Source organism: Pseudomonas sp. NBRC 111130 (genome assembly GCF_001320485.1).
Classification (GTDB): domain Bacteria; phylum Pseudomonadota; class Gammaproteobacteria; order Pseudomonadales; family Pseudomonadaceae; genus Aquipseudomonas; species Aquipseudomonas vlassakiae.
In genome coordinates this window covers 1-15826 of sequence record NZ_BCBG01000100.1, presented here as the reverse complement: position 1 = coordinate 15826, position 15826 = coordinate 1, and the positions used below count along the sequence as shown (strand labels likewise).

Genomic DNA, 15826 nt, shown 5'->3' with positions numbered 1-15826 from the left:
CGGGAATAGGGTGCGCAGGGCGCGTTTAGTCACCTGACGCAGGATCGGGCAACCGCGACACATGTTGATGGTTCATGGCGCGCAGCGACCATTTTGCACGGATCGCGATAAATCGCGCCAGTTTGTCGGTGCCCGGCTGTCAGCAGCTTGACTGCTTCGGCTATGATAGGCCCTTTGATTCAATCGGCCTACCCAGGCCGGACACGTGCATTCAAGGATCCTATGAGCAAGCCCACTGCCGACAACGCGCCCAACGCCGCTGCCAAAGGCGCCCCCGCTGTCCCTGCGAACTTCCTGCGGCCGATCATCCAGGCCGACCTGGACTCGGGCAAGCACAGCAGCATCGTCACCCGCTTCCCGCCGGAGCCCAATGGCTACCTGCACATCGGCCACGCCAAGTCGATCTGTGTCAACTTCGGCCTGGCCAAGGAGTTCGGCGGCGTCTGCCACCTGCGCTTCGACGACACCAACCCGGCCAAGGAAGACCAGGAATACATCGACGCCATCCAGCGCGACGTGAAATGGCTGGGCTTCGACTGGGCCGGCGAGGTGCGCTATGCCTCCGACTACTTCGACCAGCTGCACGACTGGGCCGTTGAACTGATCAAGCGTGGCAAGGCCTATGTCTGCGACCTGACCCCTGATCAGGCCAAGGAATACCGTGGCAGCCTGACCGAACCCGGCAAGAACAGCCCGTTCCGCGAGCGCGGCGTCGAGGAAAACCTCGACCTGTTCGCACGCATGAAGGCCGGCGAGTTCAAGGACGGCGAGCGCGTGCTGCGTGCCAAGATCGACATGGCTTCGCCGAACATGAACCTGCGCGACCCGATCCTCTACCGCATCCGCCATGCCCACCACCACCAGACCGGTGACAAGTGGTGCATCTACCCGAACTACGACTTCACCCACGGGCAGTCGGACGCCATCGAAGGCATCACCCACTCGATCTGCACCCTCGAATTCGAAGGCCACCGCCCGCTGTACGACTGGTTCCTCGACAACCTGCCGGTCCCGGCGCACCCGCGCCAGTACGAGTTCAGCCGCCTGAACCTGAACTACACCATCACTTCCAAGCGCAAGCTCAAGCAACTGGTGGACGAAAAGCACGTCAGTGCCTGGGACGACCCGCGCATGTCGACCCTGTCGGGCTTCCGCCGCCGCGGCTACACCCCGGCGTCGATCCGCAACTTCTGCGAAATGATCGGTACCAACCGTTCCGACGGCGTGGTCGACATGTCGATGCTCGAATTCAGCATCCGTGACGACCTCGACCGCACCGCGCCACGCGCCATGTGTGTGCTGCGCCCGCTGAAGGTGGTCATCACCAACTATCCGCAAGGCCAGGTCGAGCAGCTTGAACTGCCGCGCCACCCGAAGGAAGACATGGGCGTGCGCGTGCTGCCGTTCGCCCGCGAGCTGTACATCGACCGCGACGACTTCATGGAAGAGCCGCCGAAGGGCTACAAGCGCCTGGAGCCCGCCGGTGAAGTGCGCCTGCGCGGCAGCTACGTGATCCGCGCCGACGAGGCGATCAAGGATGCCGACGGCAACATCGTCGAGCTGCGCTGCTCGTACGACCCGGACACCCTGGGCAAGAACCCGGAAGGCCGCAAGGTCAAGGGCGTGATCCACTGGGTACCGGCCGAAGGCAGTGTCGAGTGCGAAGTGCGCCTGTACGACCGCCTGTTCCGCTCCGCCAACCCGGAAAAGACCGAAGACGGCGGCAGCTTCCTCGACAACATCAACCCGGATTCGCTGCAAGTGCTGACGGGCTGCCGCGCCGAGCCATCGCTGGGCCAGGCGCAGCCTGAGGACCGCTTCCAGTTCGAGCGCGAAGGCTACTTCTGCGCCGACCTCAAGGACAGCCAGCCGGGGCGTCCGGTGTTCAACCGCACCGTCACCCTGCGTGACTCCTGGGGCAGCTAAGGAACCGCCGTGCTTACCATCTACAACACGCTGAGCAAGACCAAGGAAGCCTTCAAGCCGCTCGATGGCAACAAGGTGCGCATGTACGTGTGCGGCATGACCGTGTACGACTACTGCCACCTTGGCCATGGCCGCAGCATGGTGGCGTTCGACCTGGTGACCCGCTGGTTGCGTAAAAGCGGCTACGACCTGACCTATGTGCGCAACATCACCGACATCGACGACAAGATCATCAACCGCGCCAACGAAAACGGCGAGGCGTTCGATGCCCTGACCGCGCGCATGATCGACGCGATGCACGAAGACGAGCGCCGCCTGAACATCCTCAAGCCGGACCTGGAGCCGCGTGCCACCGACCACATCGCCGGCATGCACGCGATGATTCAGACCTTGATCGACAAGGGCTACGCCTACGCGCCCGGCAACGGCGACGTGTACTACCGGGTCGGCAAGTTCGCCGGCTACGGCAAGCTGTCGCGCAAGAAGATCGAAGACCTGCGCATCGGTGCCCGCATCGAGGTCGACGAGGCCAAGCAGGACCCACTGGACTTTGTCCTGTGGAAAGGCGTCAAGCCGGGCGAGCCGTACTGGGATTCGCCGTGGGGCCCGGGCCGTCCGGGCTGGCACATCGAGTGCTCGGTGATGTCCACCTGCTGCCTGGGTGAGAGCTTCGACATCCACGGCGGTGGCAGCGACCTGGAGTTCCCGCACCACGAGAACGAGATCGCGCAGAGCGAGGCAGCCACTGGCAAGCAGTACGCCAACAGCTGGATGCACTGCGGCATGATCCGTATCAATGGCGAGAAGATGTCCAAGTCGTTGAACAACTTCTTCACCATTCGCGACGTGCTCGAGAAGTATCACCCGGAGGTGGTGCGCTACCTGCTGGTGGCCAGCCACTACCGCAGCGCCATCAACTACTCCGAAGACAGCCTGCGCGATGCCAAGGGCGCCCTGGAGCGCTTCTACCACGCGCTGCGTGGCCTGCCGCGGGTTGCCGCCAAGGGTGGCGAGGCGTTCGTCGAGCGCTTCAGCGTGGCGATGAACGACGACTTCGGCACCCCGGAAGCTTGCGCCGTGCTGTTTGACCTGGTGCGCGAGATCAACCGCCTGCGTGACAGCGATGTCGATGCGGCGGCGGGCCTAGCCGGTCGCCTGCGTGAGCTGGGCGATGTGCTGGGTGTGCTGCAACTGGAGGCCGATGACTTCCTGCGTGCCGGCGCCGAAGGCAAGGTCGATGCGGCGGAGGTGGAAGCCTTGATCCAGGCGCGTCTGCAGGCGCGTGCGGACAAGAACTGGGCTGAGTCCGACCGTATCCGTGACCAGATCACGGCCATGGGTGTGGTGCTGGAAGACAGCAAGGGTGCCACCACCTGGCGCCTGGCTGACTGATCGGCGCAACTGGGGCCGCTTTGCGGCCCTTTCGCGACACAAGGCCGCTCCTACAGGGGAACACGATCTCCTGTAGGAGCGGCCTTGTGTCGCGAAAGGGCTGCAAAGCAGCCCCAGCTTTATTTGGCCAAACCGGCCAATGGGCAGTGCAATACCAGCCTGGCCCCACCCAGCTCGCACTCGCCAATCTCCAGCCCGAACCCGTGCAGGTCGACGATCGCCGCAACGATCGACAACCCCAGCCCGAACCCGGAATGGCGGTGGCCTTCCTCGCTGCGATAGAACCGCTTCAGCACCGCAGCGCGCTCCTCTTCGGGAATCCCCGGCCCGCTGTCTTCGATGGCAATGTGCACGCCCAGCTCATCCTGAGTCGCCTTGATGGCAACCCGGCCGTCTTCAGGCGTGAACTTGATGGCATTGCCCACCAGGTTGGCCAGTGCTTCGAACAGCAACTCGCGATCACCGTGCAGCGCCGGTAACTGGGCCGGCTGTTCCAGGTTGAGGCGAATGCCGCCATCTTCGGCCAGCGGCAGGTAGAAGTCGTGCAGTTCCACCAGCAAGTCGTGCGGATCAAGCTGAACGAAGCCGGCGCGGCGCTGGCGGTCTTCCAGCTCGCTGATGCGCAGCAGGCCACGGAAGCGGGCCATCAACGTATCGGTCTCACCAATCGCCTGGTCCAGCGCTTCGGCTTGTGGTGAATCGTGCGCGCTTTGCTGACGAATACGGTAAAGCTGGGCCCGCAAGCGGGTCAGGGGAGTGCGCAAGTCGTGGGCGATGTTGTCGCATACGCCTTTGACTTCATGCATCAGCCGCTCGATGCGGTCGAGCATGGCGTTGACGATATCGGCCAGCATGTCCAGCTCATCGCGGCGCGCTGACAGTGGTAAGCGGTGGGTGAGGTCGCCGGCAACGATCAGCTCTGCCTGGGCCTGAATGGCACGAATGCGCTTGAGCGGGCGGCGGCGTAGCAGGTACCAGCCGGCAAACCCCGGAATCAGGGTCAGCGAGATGCCCCACAGCAAGGCATGCAGGATGATGCGGGTCACCACGAACAACGAGCCATTGTCGCGGAACAGTACCAGCCAACGGCCATCTTGCACCCTGATCGCCACCGCATCGCAGCTGTCACGTGGCATGTGCGGGTCATCGGCATCCAGGCAGCGCTTGAGTTCGTGCACCTTGCCGTCCAGGCCCAGGTCCGGGGGGATCGCGCGAATCCGCCCGCCCACCGGGTTGAACTGGGCATCGAACAGGCCATAGGCATCGAAACTGCGTTCCTCGAACGCCTGGCTGGCGACCAGGGCATCGTCGAGCTGCTTGCCGCTCATGTGTGCGAACAGGTGCTGGCGCTGCAGCATCGAGTGGCGGGTCAGCTTGTTCAGGTAGCTGGACACCTCGAAATACAGCACCCCCATCAGGATGCTGCTCCAGGCCACGAAGAGGAAACTGTACAGCGCCAGCAGGCGGCTGGTGGACGAGCTCCAGCCCTTAGACGGGTTCAGCAATGGCATAGCCCGAGCCCCGTACCGTACGGATCAGCGGCGACTGGCCGGGGGAGTCGATTTTCTTGCGCAGGCGCCCGATGTGCACGTCGATCAAGTTGGTGCCCGGGTCGAAGTGGTAACCCCAGACTTCCTCGAAGATCATCATCCGCGTGATCACCTGGCCGCTGTGGCGCATCAGGTATTCCAGCAGTTTGTACTCGGTGGGTAGCAGGTTGAGGGTCTGCTCGCCGCGGCGGGCTTCGTGGCTGATCAGGTCCAGCTGCAGGTCGGCGACCTGCAGGCGGGTCTGGGTCATCGGTACACTGTTGCGGCGCAACAGTACTTCGACCCGTGCCGCCATTTCGTCGGAGGCGAACGGCTTGGTCAGGTAGTCGTCGCCGCCGGCGCGCAGACCGCGCACGCGCTCATCCACGTCGGACAGGGCGCTGATCATCAGGATCGGCGTGGTGATTTTCAGGTTGCGCAGGGTGGTGACGATCGTCAGGCCATCGACCTCGGGCAGCATCCGGTCTACGGTGATCAGGTCGTAACCGCCGGCGATCGCCTTGGCCAGGCCCTCGCGGCCGTTGTCGGCCCAATCCACTTCCAGGCCGTGGCTGGAGAGTTCGGCGACGATTTCCTGGCCGGTGACGGCGTCGTCTTCGATGGTCAGTACGCGTGGCATGCTCGTTCCTGGGCGTCTATTGGAGACTTGATTGTGCCAAAGAATAGCCAAACGGCGATTTAAGAAAAATTCATCTACGCCGGGTAAAACAAAACGGGGCATGCCAGTGTCTGGCATGCCCCGTCGATCAGCGCGGTGCAGCGTCTCAGGCGACCTTGACGATCCAGCCGGCTGGCGCTTCGACGTCGCCGCTCTGGATACCGGTCAGCTCGTTGTAGAGCTTCTGGGTGACCGGGCCGACTTTTTCCAGGTCGTGGAACACGTGCAGCTTGCCGTTGTACTCGATACCACCGATCGGGGTGATCACCGCAGCGGTACCGCAAGCGCCGGCTTCGACGAAGCGGTCGAGCTTGTTGATCTCGACGTCGCCTTCGATCACGGTCAGGCCCAGGCGCGCTTGTGCCAGTTCCATCAGCGACAGGCGGGTGATGCCTGGCAGTACCGAGGCCGATTTCGGGGTGACGAATTCGTTGTTGGCGGTGATGCCGAAGAAGTTGGCCGAACCGACTTCCTCGATCTTGGTATGGGTCAGCGGATCGAGGTAGATGGCGTCGGCGAAGTTGGCCTTCTTGGCCTCGGCGCCTGGCTGCAGGCTGGCCGCGTAGTTGCCACCGACCTTGGCTGCGCCAGTGCCCTGAGGGGCGGCACGGTCGAAGCTGGAAATCTGGAAGTTGTGCGGCTTCATGCCGCCCTTGAAGTACGAGCCAACCGGGATGGCGAAGACCGAGAAGATGAACTCGGGGGCGGTGCGCACGCCGATGTTGTCGCCGGTACCGATCACGAACGGGCGCAGGTACAGGGCGCCTTTGCCGTGTGGCGGGACGAACTTCTCGTTGGCCTTGACCACTTGCTTGCACGCCTCGATGAACACATCGGTCGGCACCTGCGGCATCAGCAGGCGCGCGCAGCTACGCTGCATGCGGGCTGCGTTCTGGTCTGGGCGGAACAGGTTGATCGAGCCGTCCTTGCAACGGTAGGCCTTGAGGCCTTCGAAGCACTGCTGGCCATAGTGCAGGGCGGTGGAGCCTTCACTGATGTGCAGCACGTTGTCTTCGGTCAGGGTGCCTTTGTCCCACTCACCATTGCGCCACACGGACAGGTAGCGCTTGTCGGTCTTGATGTAGTCGAAACCCAGCTTGTCCCAGTTAATGCTTTCGTTACTCATGACACCCTCGATTGTCTTGCAAGTGCCCGATCGCTCGGGCTGCTGTTATATGCGCACCACGCCACGATAATACAAACCTCGCGACTCGGGAACCGTGGCAGCGGCCTTGAGTCGCGAAAGGCGGCGAAGCACCCCGGTCCAAGGGCCAGGTCGCAGCCCTGTTGCGACACAGGTTCGCTCTCACATGAGATGCACGTAACCGTCAAGTTTCAGACGTTCGAGAAACACAGCATCATGGGAGCTGACCAGCAAGGCCCCCTGGAACCGGTCCAGCATGCGTTCCAGGGCTTCCAGCGAAGGCAGATCGAGATGATTGCCGGGCTCGTCGAGCAGTAACAGATCAACCGGTCGTTCGCCGTACAGGATTGCGGCCAGTGCCGCCTTGAGCCGCTCGCCACCGCTCAGCAGGCCGCTGGGCAGCTCGATGCGAGAAGCATCCAGGCCCAGTTGGGCCAGGCGAGTGCGCAAGGTGGCCTGGCCCTGCGTCGGGTTGGCCGCTGACAGGTGATCAAGTGCGCTGTGCCGGCTCGGCAAGGCGCTGCAATGTTGGTCGAGCAACGCCACTTCGCCGTTTTGGTGCAGTTCGCCGGCCTTGAGCGGCAGATTGCCGAGCAGCACCTGGAATACAGTGGACTTGCCGCTGCCATTGGCTCCGGTCAGGGCCATCCGTTGGCCCAGGCACAGGCGCAGGTCAATCGCCTGGGCGCTGCCCCTGGGCAGTCGCGCCCCTTGCAGCCGCAACACTTCACCTCCCGCATGGCGTCGAGGTGCTGGCGGGTGAACCACGACCGGGCTGTCCTGCTCGACGTGGCGAGCCGCCTTGCACACCTGCGCCTGTAGCTCTTGCAGGGCCGTGCGGTGGTCGCGCCGTTGCTTGCCTGCGGTGGCCTGGCTGCGCTCCTGTTGGCGGTCGACGAGAATTTTAGCCTGGTTGGCATGCTTTGCCTGGCGGCTGGCGCGTGCCTGGTGGCGTTCCAGGCGTTCGCGTTGGCGCTGCAGTTCGCGGGCCTGGTGCAGGCGTTCCTGTTTGGCGCGGTCGAGTGCCTGCAAGGCCTGTTCGCGCTGCTCAGCCTTGTTTCGTTCATAAAAGTCGTAGTCGCCGCCGAACGATTGCAGGCCCAGGCCCGACAGTTCGACGATGCGCATCATGTACCGAAGTAGTTCGCGGTCATGGCTGATGACCAGCAATCCCTTGTCCCAGGCCTGGAGCATGCGCAGCAGTTCGGCGCGGCCCTTGCGGTCCAGGTGGTTGCTGGGTTCGTCGAGGATCAGGTAATCGGCCTCGCTAAGCCAAGCACCAAGCAGGGCGACCCGCATGGCCTGGCCGCCACTGAGGCGGGCGATCGGGTCCTGGTGGTCGAGGTGCCCCAAGCCCTGCTGTTGCAGGTGCTGGTGCAGCTGCTCGCGAATGTTCCAGCGCTCGCCCACGGTCTCGAAATCGTCCGGGTTGACTCCGCCTTGCTCTATGCGCTCCAGCGCAGCGATCACTTCGCCAACCTGGGCCAGGTCGGCCACCCGCAGGCTGTGTTCGATCGCCCGCTGGTCCAGATAATGGACCAGCCCATGGCGCAGGCAGCGGCCACTGCTGGGCTCGCGCCGGCCGGCCAGCATCTGCCCGAGCATGCTCTTGCCCACGCCGTTACGCCCGACCAGGCCGGTACGGCGTTGATCGAGCGACAGGTTGAGATCGGTGAACAGAGACCTGCCATCAGGCAAGGTCAGGGAGACGCTGTCCAGCGTCAGGATCGACGTATTCGTCATGCACAACTCCACTCATGCCGCAACATCCCCGGTGGTTGCCGGAGCCTGAAGACTGGCCGTCGAAGGGACGGCGGCATCAATGGCGCATTGGACGAATACCTCGTGGAAGTGGATGCGAAAGCCTAACCGAGCGGCGAGAGCGGGTAAAGGCCCGCCTGGCCACTTCCTCAACGCAGGCGCCTGTTCCAATCACCTGCATGGCTGCGCGAGCAGGCTTCTTCACTGTCGAAGCGCACATGCCAGGCCACGTGGTCCAGCTTTACCCCCGCCGTGTCGAGTGCCTGGGCCGTCAGCGCCAGCATGCGTGCCTTGGCCTCACCCGCCAGCGCTGCTGCTTTATCGGCCTCGCGCTCGAACACCCAGGTAATGCGCAGGCTGGCCGGGAAATCAGCGGGGGCCAGCCGATGAGTCAGCCAGGTGAAACCGACGATCTCGCCCTTTGCAGTTTCGCAGGCATCGGTCAGGCAGGCGACCAGCTCGCGCTCCAGGCGTGCCAGGTCGCGCTTGCTCATGGCTTTCACTGGGCATCCTCATCATCAATCTGCTGGCAGAAGCGCAACAGATTGCCGAACGGGTCGCGGATCTGCATCTGCAGGCCCCAGTCGACACGTTCGGCCTGAGGTCGGGCATAGCCGTACTGCTTGTCCAGCAGTTCGCGCTGCAGTGCCAGCAGGTCTTCGGTACGGGCGAAAACGGTCGAGCCCGGGCAGGCGTCACCGTGGTGTTCGCTCAGGTGCAGTATCAGGCCGTCGCGGTGGATCTGCGCGTACAGCGGCAGGTCCGGGCTGAAGCGGTGTTCCCAGTCGAGCTGAAAGCCCATGAACTCGAGATAGAACTCCTTGGCCTTGTCGACCGAGAAAATCCGCAGGACCGGAATGGCAGGGGCGAGGGGCATGGCGGTTCCTTGGCCGTAGGTAAAACAGAGACTGTAGCGCAGCACCGAAACAGGGCCAAGTGCCGCCCCGGCAATGTGCGATGTAACCCCATATGCCCCATGCCAGAGCCGTCGCCGTGAAGGTTTCATCTTCATTCACCTGCGTAGTTGGCCCGCAACCTGCTATATCCAGCCAGCGAAATTTGATCGAGTGGTCAGTCTGCGGTTGCCCGAAAAGGCCACGCATGACCCTCAAAACGGCCGTCAGGCCACGGATATCAAGGGGCCGCAGGATGTCGCTCGCGGAGCAGATCGAACCATCGGAGCAGGACGCCGGCTGGAGCGCGCACTTGCAGTTGCGCTTCGTCGAGCGCAATGGCGTGACCCGCATTGGTGCGCGCCGGCATTTCGGCCCGCTTTTGGTGCAGCGCCCGTTCTACCCAGAGGGTGGACCGTGCCACGTGTATGTGTTGCACCCGCCCGGCGGCATCGTTGCCGGTGACCGGCTGGAGCTGGATATCCACCTCGAGCCGGGCAGCCATGCGCTGCTGACCATGCCGGGTGCCAGCAAGTTCTACCGCAGCATCGGCCCCACCGCGCGGCTGGCCCAGCGCTTCCACCTGCAGGCCGGCAGCACCCTGGAATGGCTGCCGCAGGACAGCATCTTGTTCAACGGCGCCCGCGCCAGCCTCGACAGCCGCTTCATCCTGGAACCGGGGGCGAAGCTGTTGGCCTGGGAAACCCTGTGCCTGGGCCGGCCCGTGATGAACGAGCGTTTCGAGCAAGGTGCACTGGACAGCCGCCTGTGCATCGAGCTGCCAGGCGACCCCGGCCTGCACGAGCGCCTGCGCATCGCCGGCGGCCAACTGGCCAAGGTCGGCGGCCACCCGCTGGTCGCCACCTTCTGCGCAGCGCCTGCAACCCCGGCCGTGCTGGAGCAGGTGCGCGCGCTGCTCGAGGAACTTGAAACCCCCGCGGGCGCCACCTTGCTCGGTTCGCTGCTGGTGATCCGCCTGCTCGATCACGACAACCAACACCTGCAACATACCCTGCAGCGCCTCTGGCATGCCCTGCGCCCGGCCGTTCTTGGCCTGGCCGCATGCCCGCCGCGCATCTGGGCCACTTGAGAGAGCGCCATGGAGCTGACCCCGAGAGAGAAAGACAAACTGCTGCTGTTCACCGCCGCGCTGCTGGCCGAACGGCGGCTGGCCCGTGGCCTGAAGCTCAACTACCCGGAGGCGGTGGCGTTGATCAGCGCTGCGGTGCTCGAAGGCGCCCGCGATGGCCGCACGGTGGCCGAGCTGATGAGCCTGGGCCGCGAAGTGATTGGCCGCGAGCAGGTCATGGAGGGCGTCGCCGAGATGCTCCATGACGTGCAGGTCGAGGCGACCTTCCCCGACGGCACCAAGCTGGTGACCGTGCACGACCCTATCGTCTGACCTGGAGCAGGAGCTCAGCATGATCCCAGGTGAAATTCAGGTCGCCGCTGGCGACATCGAACTCAACGTCGGCCGTGACACGGTCAGCGTCAGCGTGGCCAACCATGGTGACCGGCCGGTGCAGGTCGGTTCGCACTACCACTTCTACGAGGTCAACGATGCGCTGGTGTTCGAGCGTGAACCGACCCGTGGTTTTCGCCTCGATATACCGGCTGGCACCGCCGTGCGCTTCGAGCCGGGCCAGGCGCGCACCGTGCAACTGGTGGCCTACGGCGGCAAGCGTGAAGTGTACGGCTTCCAGGGCAAGGTCAATGGCGCACTGGAGGGTAGGGCATGAGCCGTATTTCCCGTCGGGCCTATGCCGACATGTTCGGCCCCACCGTCGGCGACCGCGTTCGCCTGGCCGATACCGCGTTGTGGGTTGAGGTCGAAAAGGACTTTACGGTCTATGGCGAAGAGGTCAAGTTCGGTGGCGGCAAGGTCATCCGCGACGGCATGGGCCAGGGCCAGATGCTCGCGGCCGAGGCCATGGACCTGGTGCTGACCAATGCGCTGATCATTGATCACTGGGGCATCGTCAAGGCCGATATCGGCGTCAAGCGCGGGCGTATCGCTGCCATCGGCAAGGCTGGCAATCCCGACGTGCAGCCGGGCGTGACCGTGCCGGTCGGCCCAGGTACCGAGGTGATCGCCGCCGAGGGCAAGATCGTCACCGCCGGCGGCATCGATTCGCACATTCACTTCATCTGCCCGCAGCAGGTCGAAGAGGCGCTGACCAGTGGCGTCACCACCTTCATTGGCGGCGGCACCGGCCCGGCCACCGGCACCAATGCCACCACCTGCACGCCCGGGCCGTGGTACCTGGCGCGGATGCTCCAGGCCGCCGATTGCCTGCCGATCAACATCGGCCTGCTGGGCAAGGGCAACGCCTCGCGCCCCGAAGCGCTGCGCGAGCAGATCGCCGCCGGCGCGGTGGGCCTCAAGCTTCACGAGGACTGGGGCTCGACCCCGGCCGCCATCGACTGCTGCCTGGGCGTGGCTGAGGAAATGGACATCCAGGTGGCGATCCATACCGACACCTTGAACGAGTCGGGCTGCATCGAAGACACCCTGGCGGCCATCGGCGACCGCACCATCCATACCTTCCATACCGAAGGTGCCGGTGGCGGCCACGCGCCAGACATCATCCGTGCGGCCGGGCAGGCCAACGTGCTGCCGTCCTCGACCAACCCGACCCTGCCGTACACGGTCAACACCGTCGACGAGCACCTCGACATGCTCATGGTCTGCCACCACCTGGACCCGAGCATTGCCGAAGACGTGGCCTTCGCCGAGTCGCGCATCCGCCGCGAGACCATTGCCGCCGAGGACATCCTCCACGACATGGGCGCCTTCGCCATGACCTCGTCCGACTCCCAGGCCATGGGCCGGGTCGGCGAAGTGGTGCTGCGCACCTGGCAGGTGGCGCACCAGATGAAGCTGCGTCGCGGCCCGCTGGCGCCGGACAGCGCATACAGTGACAACTTCCGGGTCAAGCGCTACATCGCCAAATACACCCTCAACCCGGCATTGACCCACGGCATCGCCCATGAAGTCGGTTCGGTGGAAGTGGGCAAGCTGGCCGACCTGGTGCTCTGGTCACCGGCGTTCTTCGCGGTCAAACCGGCCTTGGTGATCAAGGGCGGGATGATCGCCACCGCGCCAATGGGCGACATCAACGGTTCGATTCCAACCCCGCAGCCAGTGCACTACCGGCCGATGTTCGGTGGCCTGGGTGCGGCCCGTCACGCCACGCGCATGACCTTCCTGCCCCAGGCCGCCATGGACCGTGGCCTGCACCAGGAGTTGGGGCTGCAGAGCCTGATCGGCGTGGCCCACGGCTGCCGGCGGGTGCGCAAGGCCGACATGGTCCACAACACCTTGCAGCCAGTGATCGAAGTCGACTCGCAGACCTACCAGGTACGCGCCGACGGCGAGTTGCTGGTGTGCGAGCCGGCCAGCGAACTGCCGCTGGCCCAGCGTTATTTCCTGTTCTGAAGGAGTGAAGATGATTGTCCTGACCCGTCGGACCGAGGCATCCGAGAGCGTCACCGGTACTGTGACCCTGGACGTCGACAGCCGCATCAAGAGCCGCCTGCGCGTGGTCCTCGATGACGGCCGCGAAGCCGGCCTGATGCTCGAACGTGGCCACCTGCTGCGCGGTGGCGAGCTGCTTGCCGATGCCGCAGGCACCCAGGTGATCCGCATCCTCGCTGCACCTGAAGCGGTTTCGACGGTGCGCTGCGACGACCCGCATCTGCTGGCCCGTGCCGCCTATCACCTGGGTAACCGCCATGTGCCCTTGCAGATCGAGCCAGGCCTGCTGCGTTACCAGCACGATCATGTGCTCGACGAGATGCTGCGTGGCCTGGGCCTGACGGTGCTGGCCGAGCAGGCACCGTTCGAGCCTGAAGCCGGCGCCTACCAGAGCGCACCGCACAGCCACAGTCACAGCCATGGCAACGACCATCCGTTCGTGCGCCTGCCAGCCCATCCCTGAACCCCTCATCCAAGGAGCCCACCATGAAAAAGATTTTCGCCCTTGCCCTGCTGATGGTCGCATTGCCAGCTTTCGCCCACCCTGGTCACGACGGCAACCCGCTGCAGGATGGCTTGCTGCACCCGCTGACCGGTCTTGACCACCTGCTGATGCTGCTGGGTACCGGAGTGCTGGCTGCGCTGACCCGGCGCAACCTTGCCCTGCCACTGGCCACCCTGGCGTCGATGTTCGCTGGCGCCGTGTGCGGCCACCTGTTCGGCGATGTGCTGGGCATGGAAAGCATGATTGCCGTGTCGGTGCTGGTGGCTGCCGTTGCCGTGCTGCTGCCGCGCCGTCAGTTGCTGCTGGCCCTGGCCATGCCGGTGTTTGCCTTGTTCCACGGCTGGGCACACGGCGTGGAAGCCACGCCAAGCGCTTTCTGGATGTTCAGCGCAGGCTTCGTCACGGTCAGCGGCCTGCTGCTGGCCGTCGGCTTCGGCGTCGGATGCCTGCTGCGTCGTCATAGCGCCCTGCAGAAGGCCTTCGGTGGCGGCATGCTGGCTGGCGCCGCGCTGGTGCTGGCCGGTTGATGAACAGCGACCTGGCACTGCTGCGTCTGCTGCAGCTGGCCAGCCCTGGCCTGCCGGTGGGTGGCTTCACCTACTCGCAAGGGTTGGAGTGGGCCGTGGAGGCTGGCTGGGTGCGTGATACTGCCAGCTTCAGCGCCTGGCAACGGGAGCAGCTGCACGACACCCTGGCTTGTCTGGATTGGCCGGTGCTGGCGCGCCTGTATCGCGCCTGCGAGGCAGGCGATGCAGAGGCCTTTGCGCACTGGAGCAGGTTCCTGCTGGCCAACCGCGAAACTGCCGAGCTGCGCCTGGAAGAACAGCAGCGTGGCTCGGCCCTGGCGCGCCTGCTCGACGGCTGGCAGCTGGGCCAGGACCCGGCCTGGCGCGCCAGCCTTGAACTCAGCCAGCTTGGCGGCATGGCCTGGCTCGCCGCGCACTGGCAGATCCCGTTGCGTCAACTCGCCCTCGGCCATGCCTTCGCCTGGCTCGAAGGCGCGGTGATGGCCGGGGTCAAGCTGGTGCCGTTCGGCCAGCAGGCGGCGCAGACCCTGCTGCGCGACCTGGGTGCTGAACTGCCCGGCGTGCTGGACCAGGCCCTGGCCTTGGCCGATGACCAGCTCGGCGGCGGCCTGCCGCTGCTGGCAATCGCATCTTCGCGTCACGAAACCCAATACACCCGTTTGTTCCGTTCTTGAGGACTGCCTACATGCAAAGCTATCAGCAACCCCTGCGCGTCGGTGTCGGCGGCCCGGTCGGCTCTGGCAAGACCGCGCTGCTCGAATGCCTGTGCAAGGCCATGCGCGATCACTACCAGATCGCCGTGGTCACCAATGACATCTACACCAAGGAAGACCAGCGCATCCTCACCGAAGCCGGCGCCCTGGAGCCTGATCGGATCGTCGGCGTCGAGACCGGCGGCTGCCCGCACACCGCCATCCGCGAAGATGCCTCGATGAACCTGGCTGCCGTTGAAGCGTTGGCGCGCAAGTTCGGCAACCTTGAAGTCATCTTCGTCGAGAGCGGTGGCGACAACCTCAGTGCCACCTTCAGCCCGGAGCTGGCGGACCTGACCATTTATGTCATCGACGTGGCCGAGGGCGAGAAGATCCCGCGCAAGGGTGGGCCCGGCATCACCAAGTCGGATTTCCTGGTGATCAACAAGACCGACCTGGCGCCTTACGTCGGCGCCTCGCTGAAGGTCATGGAGCGTGATACCCAGCGCATGCGCCCGCAGCGGCCCTGGACCTTCAGCAACCTGAAGAAGGGCGAAGGCTTGCAGGCGGTGATCGACTTCATCGTGGAGCGGGGCATGCTGGGTGTGAGGGGCTGACCGCTCACTCATGGCTGCAATGGGGTTTGCCGTGCTGGCCTTCGTAGCGATCATGATGCCGCACCCAGTCCATGGTCCCGGCTTCGTTGCGCCCCAGTGGGGCGATGTCGAGGAAGTTGTAGGTGTTGACCAGGATGTCCAGGCCGCGGGCGTAGGTGGAGTAGGTATGGTAGAGCGCGCCGTCCGGGTCTTTGTAGAAGGCACTCAGGCCCGGTAGTTCGGCCTCGTTGCCGGTGTACGGCTCATAGTTGTACTGGCGTTGGCCCTCGGTGCCGACGCTGACGCCGAAGTCCTCGTTGAAACCGCTGCCGTTCGATGAATACCAGGGGAATCGCCAGCCCATGCGCTGGCGGAAAGCCTGGAATTCGGCGTAGGGCGCGCGCGACACGGCGACCAGCGAGACGTCGTGATGGGCCAGGTGCAGGTTGGCACCGTCGAAATGATCGGCGAGGAACGAGCAGCTTGGGCAGCCTTCGTTCCAGCCCTCGGCAAACATGAAGTGATAGACCAGCAACTGGCTGCGCCCGGCAAACAGGTCGGGCAGGCTCAGTTCGCCGTCCGGGCCTTGGAAACGGTAGGGCTGCCCGACCTTGACCCAGGGCAGGGCACGACGGGCAGCAGCCAGTTCATCGCGCTGGTGGGTGAAGGCCTTTTCGTGCAGCCACAGCTGGCGGCGGGCGGCC

Annotated in this window: 17 protein-coding genes; 10 read left to right on the top strand and 7 right to left on the bottom strand. The window is 64.6% G+C overall.

The genetic code is table 11. The annotated features are described in order from the left end of the window. The first annotated feature begins 222 nt into the window (after positions 1–222). The gene (locus tag APH33_RS22855) at positions 223–1926 is read left to right on the top strand and encodes a glutamine--tRNA ligase/YqeY domain fusion protein (protein ID WP_054887315.1); all 1704 of its coding nucleotides are present in this window, start codon (positions 223–225) and stop codon (positions 1924–1926) included. Between the two features lie 9 nt (positions 1927–1935). Further along, positions 1936–3318, top strand: coding sequence for a cysteine--tRNA ligase (gene cysS, locus APH33_RS22850; RefSeq protein ID WP_054887314.1), 1383 nt, complete (start codon positions 1936–1938; stop codon positions 3316–3318). 119 nt (positions 3319–3437) lie between these two features. On the opposite strand, the gene APH33_RS22845 is transcribed toward cysS, so the two are convergent. The 6 genes from APH33_RS22845 to APH33_RS22820 form a co-directional block, all read right to left on the bottom strand. Beyond that, positions 3438–4829 (bottom strand): HAMP domain-containing sensor histidine kinase, encoded by a 1392-nt coding sequence (locus APH33_RS22845; RefSeq protein ID WP_054887313.1) that lies wholly within the window; start codon positions 4827–4829, stop codon positions 3438–3440. After that, positions 4807–5487, bottom strand: coding sequence for a response regulator transcription factor (locus APH33_RS22840; protein WP_054887312.1), 681 nt, complete (start codon positions 5485–5487; stop codon positions 4807–4809). Before APH33_RS22840 ends, APH33_RS22845 begins: the two co-directional genes overlap by 23 nt. Before the next feature lie 145 nt (positions 5488–5632). Further along, positions 5633–6652 (bottom strand): branched-chain amino acid aminotransferase, encoded by a 1020-nt coding sequence (locus APH33_RS22835; protein WP_054887311.1) that lies wholly within the window; start codon positions 6650–6652, stop codon positions 5633–5635. Positions 6653–6832: 180 nt separating this feature from the next. Beyond that, positions 6833–8413: an ATP-binding cassette domain-containing protein gene (locus APH33_RS22830; RefSeq protein WP_054887310.1), complete on the bottom strand. Its 1581-nt coding sequence runs from the start codon at positions 8411–8413 to the stop codon at positions 6833–6835. 167 nt (positions 8414–8580) lie between these two features. After that, positions 8581–8934 (bottom strand): hypothetical protein, encoded by a 354-nt coding sequence (locus tag APH33_RS22825; protein WP_054887309.1) that lies wholly within the window; start codon positions 8932–8934, stop codon positions 8581–8583. Then, complete coding sequence (locus APH33_RS22820) at positions 8931–9308, bottom strand: glyoxalase superfamily protein (protein ID WP_054887308.1); 378 nt, start codon at positions 9306–9308, stop codon at positions 8931–8933. The genes APH33_RS22825 and APH33_RS22820 overlap by 4 nt, the downstream gene beginning before the upstream one ends. Before the next feature lie 272 nt (positions 9309–9580). Between APH33_RS22820 and APH33_RS22815 the strand changes: the two genes are divergently transcribed. From APH33_RS22815 to ureG, 8 genes are read left to right on the top strand one after another with little or no spacing between them, the layout of a single operon-like run. Continuing rightward, a complete protein-coding gene (locus APH33_RS22815; protein ID WP_054887307.1) occupies positions 9581–10414 on the top strand; it encodes an urease accessory protein UreD in 834 nt (277 codons plus the stop codon). A 9-nt stretch (positions 10415–10423) separates the two neighbouring features. Then, positions 10424–10726 carry an urease subunit gamma gene (locus APH33_RS22810; RefSeq protein WP_027916767.1) on the top strand — a complete coding sequence of 101 codons (303 nt, stop codon included), beginning with the start codon at positions 10424–10426 and terminating at the stop codon, positions 10724–10726. A gap of 19 nt (positions 10727–10745) precedes the next feature. Then, positions 10746–11063 carry an urease subunit beta gene (locus tag APH33_RS22805; RefSeq protein WP_054887306.1) on the top strand — a complete coding sequence of 106 codons (318 nt, stop codon included), beginning with the start codon at positions 10746–10748 and terminating at the stop codon, positions 11061–11063. Further along, positions 11060–12763, top strand: a complete 1704-nt coding sequence (gene ureC, locus APH33_RS22800) for an urease subunit alpha (RefSeq protein WP_054887305.1) — start codon at positions 11060–11062, stop codon at positions 12761–12763. The genes APH33_RS22805 and ureC overlap by 4 nt, the downstream gene beginning before the upstream one ends. Before the next feature lie 10 nt (positions 12764–12773). Next, complete coding sequence (gene ureE / locus APH33_RS22795; protein ID WP_054887304.1) at positions 12774–13265, top strand: urease accessory protein UreE; 492 nt, start codon at positions 12774–12776, stop codon at positions 13263–13265. 23 nt (positions 13266–13288) lie between these two features. Continuing rightward, the gene (locus APH33_RS22790) at positions 13289–13834 is read left to right on the top strand and encodes a HupE/UreJ family protein (RefSeq protein WP_054887303.1); all 546 of its coding nucleotides are present in this window, start codon (positions 13289–13291) and stop codon (positions 13832–13834) included. Next, positions 13834–14508, top strand: a complete 675-nt coding sequence (locus tag APH33_RS22785) for an urease accessory protein UreF (RefSeq protein ID WP_054887302.1) — start codon at positions 13834–13836, stop codon at positions 14506–14508. The genes APH33_RS22790 and APH33_RS22785 overlap by 1 nt, the downstream gene beginning before the upstream one ends. Before the next feature lie 11 nt (positions 14509–14519). Next, a complete protein-coding gene (gene ureG, locus APH33_RS22780; RefSeq protein ID WP_054887301.1) occupies positions 14520–15143 on the top strand; it encodes an urease accessory protein UreG in 624 nt (207 codons plus the stop codon). Between the two features lie 4 nt (positions 15144–15147). Here ureG and APH33_RS22775 read toward each other — a convergent pair. Next, positions 15148–15826 (bottom strand): thioredoxin family protein (locus APH33_RS22775; protein ID WP_054887300.1); only part of this gene is annotated, 679 nt, incomplete at its 5' end.

Coding starts and splice junctions, on each gene's coding strand:
- APH33_RS22805 (WP_054887306.1), top strand. CDS start 10,746: ATGATCCCAGGTGAAATTCAGGTCGCCGCTGGCGACATCGAACTCAAC.
- ureE (WP_054887304.1), top strand. CDS start 12,774: ATGATTGTCCTGACCCGTCGGACCGAGGCATCCGAGAGCGTCACCGGT.
- APH33_RS22810 (WP_027916767.1), top strand. CDS start 10,424: ATGGAGCTGACCCCGAGAGAGAAAGACAAACTGCTGCTGTTCACCGCC.
- APH33_RS22785 (WP_054887302.1), top strand. CDS start 13,834: ATGAACAGCGACCTGGCACTGCTGCGTCTGCTGCAGCTGGCCAGCCCT.
- APH33_RS22835 (WP_054887311.1), bottom strand. CDS start 6,652: ATGAGTAACGAAAGCATTAACTGGGACAAGCTGGGTTTCGACTACATC.
- APH33_RS22830 (WP_054887310.1), bottom strand. CDS start 8,413: ATGACGAATACGTCGATCCTGACGCTGGACAGCGTCTCCCTGACCTTG.
- APH33_RS22790 (WP_054887303.1), top strand. CDS start 13,289: ATGAAAAAGATTTTCGCCCTTGCCCTGCTGATGGTCGCATTGCCAGCT.
- ureC (WP_054887305.1), top strand. CDS start 11,060: ATGAGCCGTATTTCCCGTCGGGCCTATGCCGACATGTTCGGCCCCACC.
- APH33_RS22840 (WP_054887312.1), bottom strand. CDS start 5,487: ATGCCACGCGTACTGACCATCGAAGACGACGCCGTCACCGGCCAGGAA.
- APH33_RS22815 (WP_054887307.1), top strand. CDS start 9,581: ATGTCGCTCGCGGAGCAGATCGAACCATCGGAGCAGGACGCCGGCTGG.
- APH33_RS22820 (WP_054887308.1), bottom strand. CDS start 9,308: ATGCCCCTCGCCCCTGCCATTCCGGTCCTGCGGATTTTCTCGGTCGAC.
- APH33_RS22855 (WP_054887315.1), top strand. CDS start 223: ATGAGCAAGCCCACTGCCGACAACGCGCCCAACGCCGCTGCCAAAGGC.
- APH33_RS22845 (WP_054887313.1), bottom strand. CDS start 4,829: ATGCCATTGCTGAACCCGTCTAAGGGCTGGAGCTCGTCCACCAGCCGC.
- ureG (WP_054887301.1), top strand. CDS start 14,520: ATGCAAAGCTATCAGCAACCCCTGCGCGTCGGTGTCGGCGGCCCGGTC.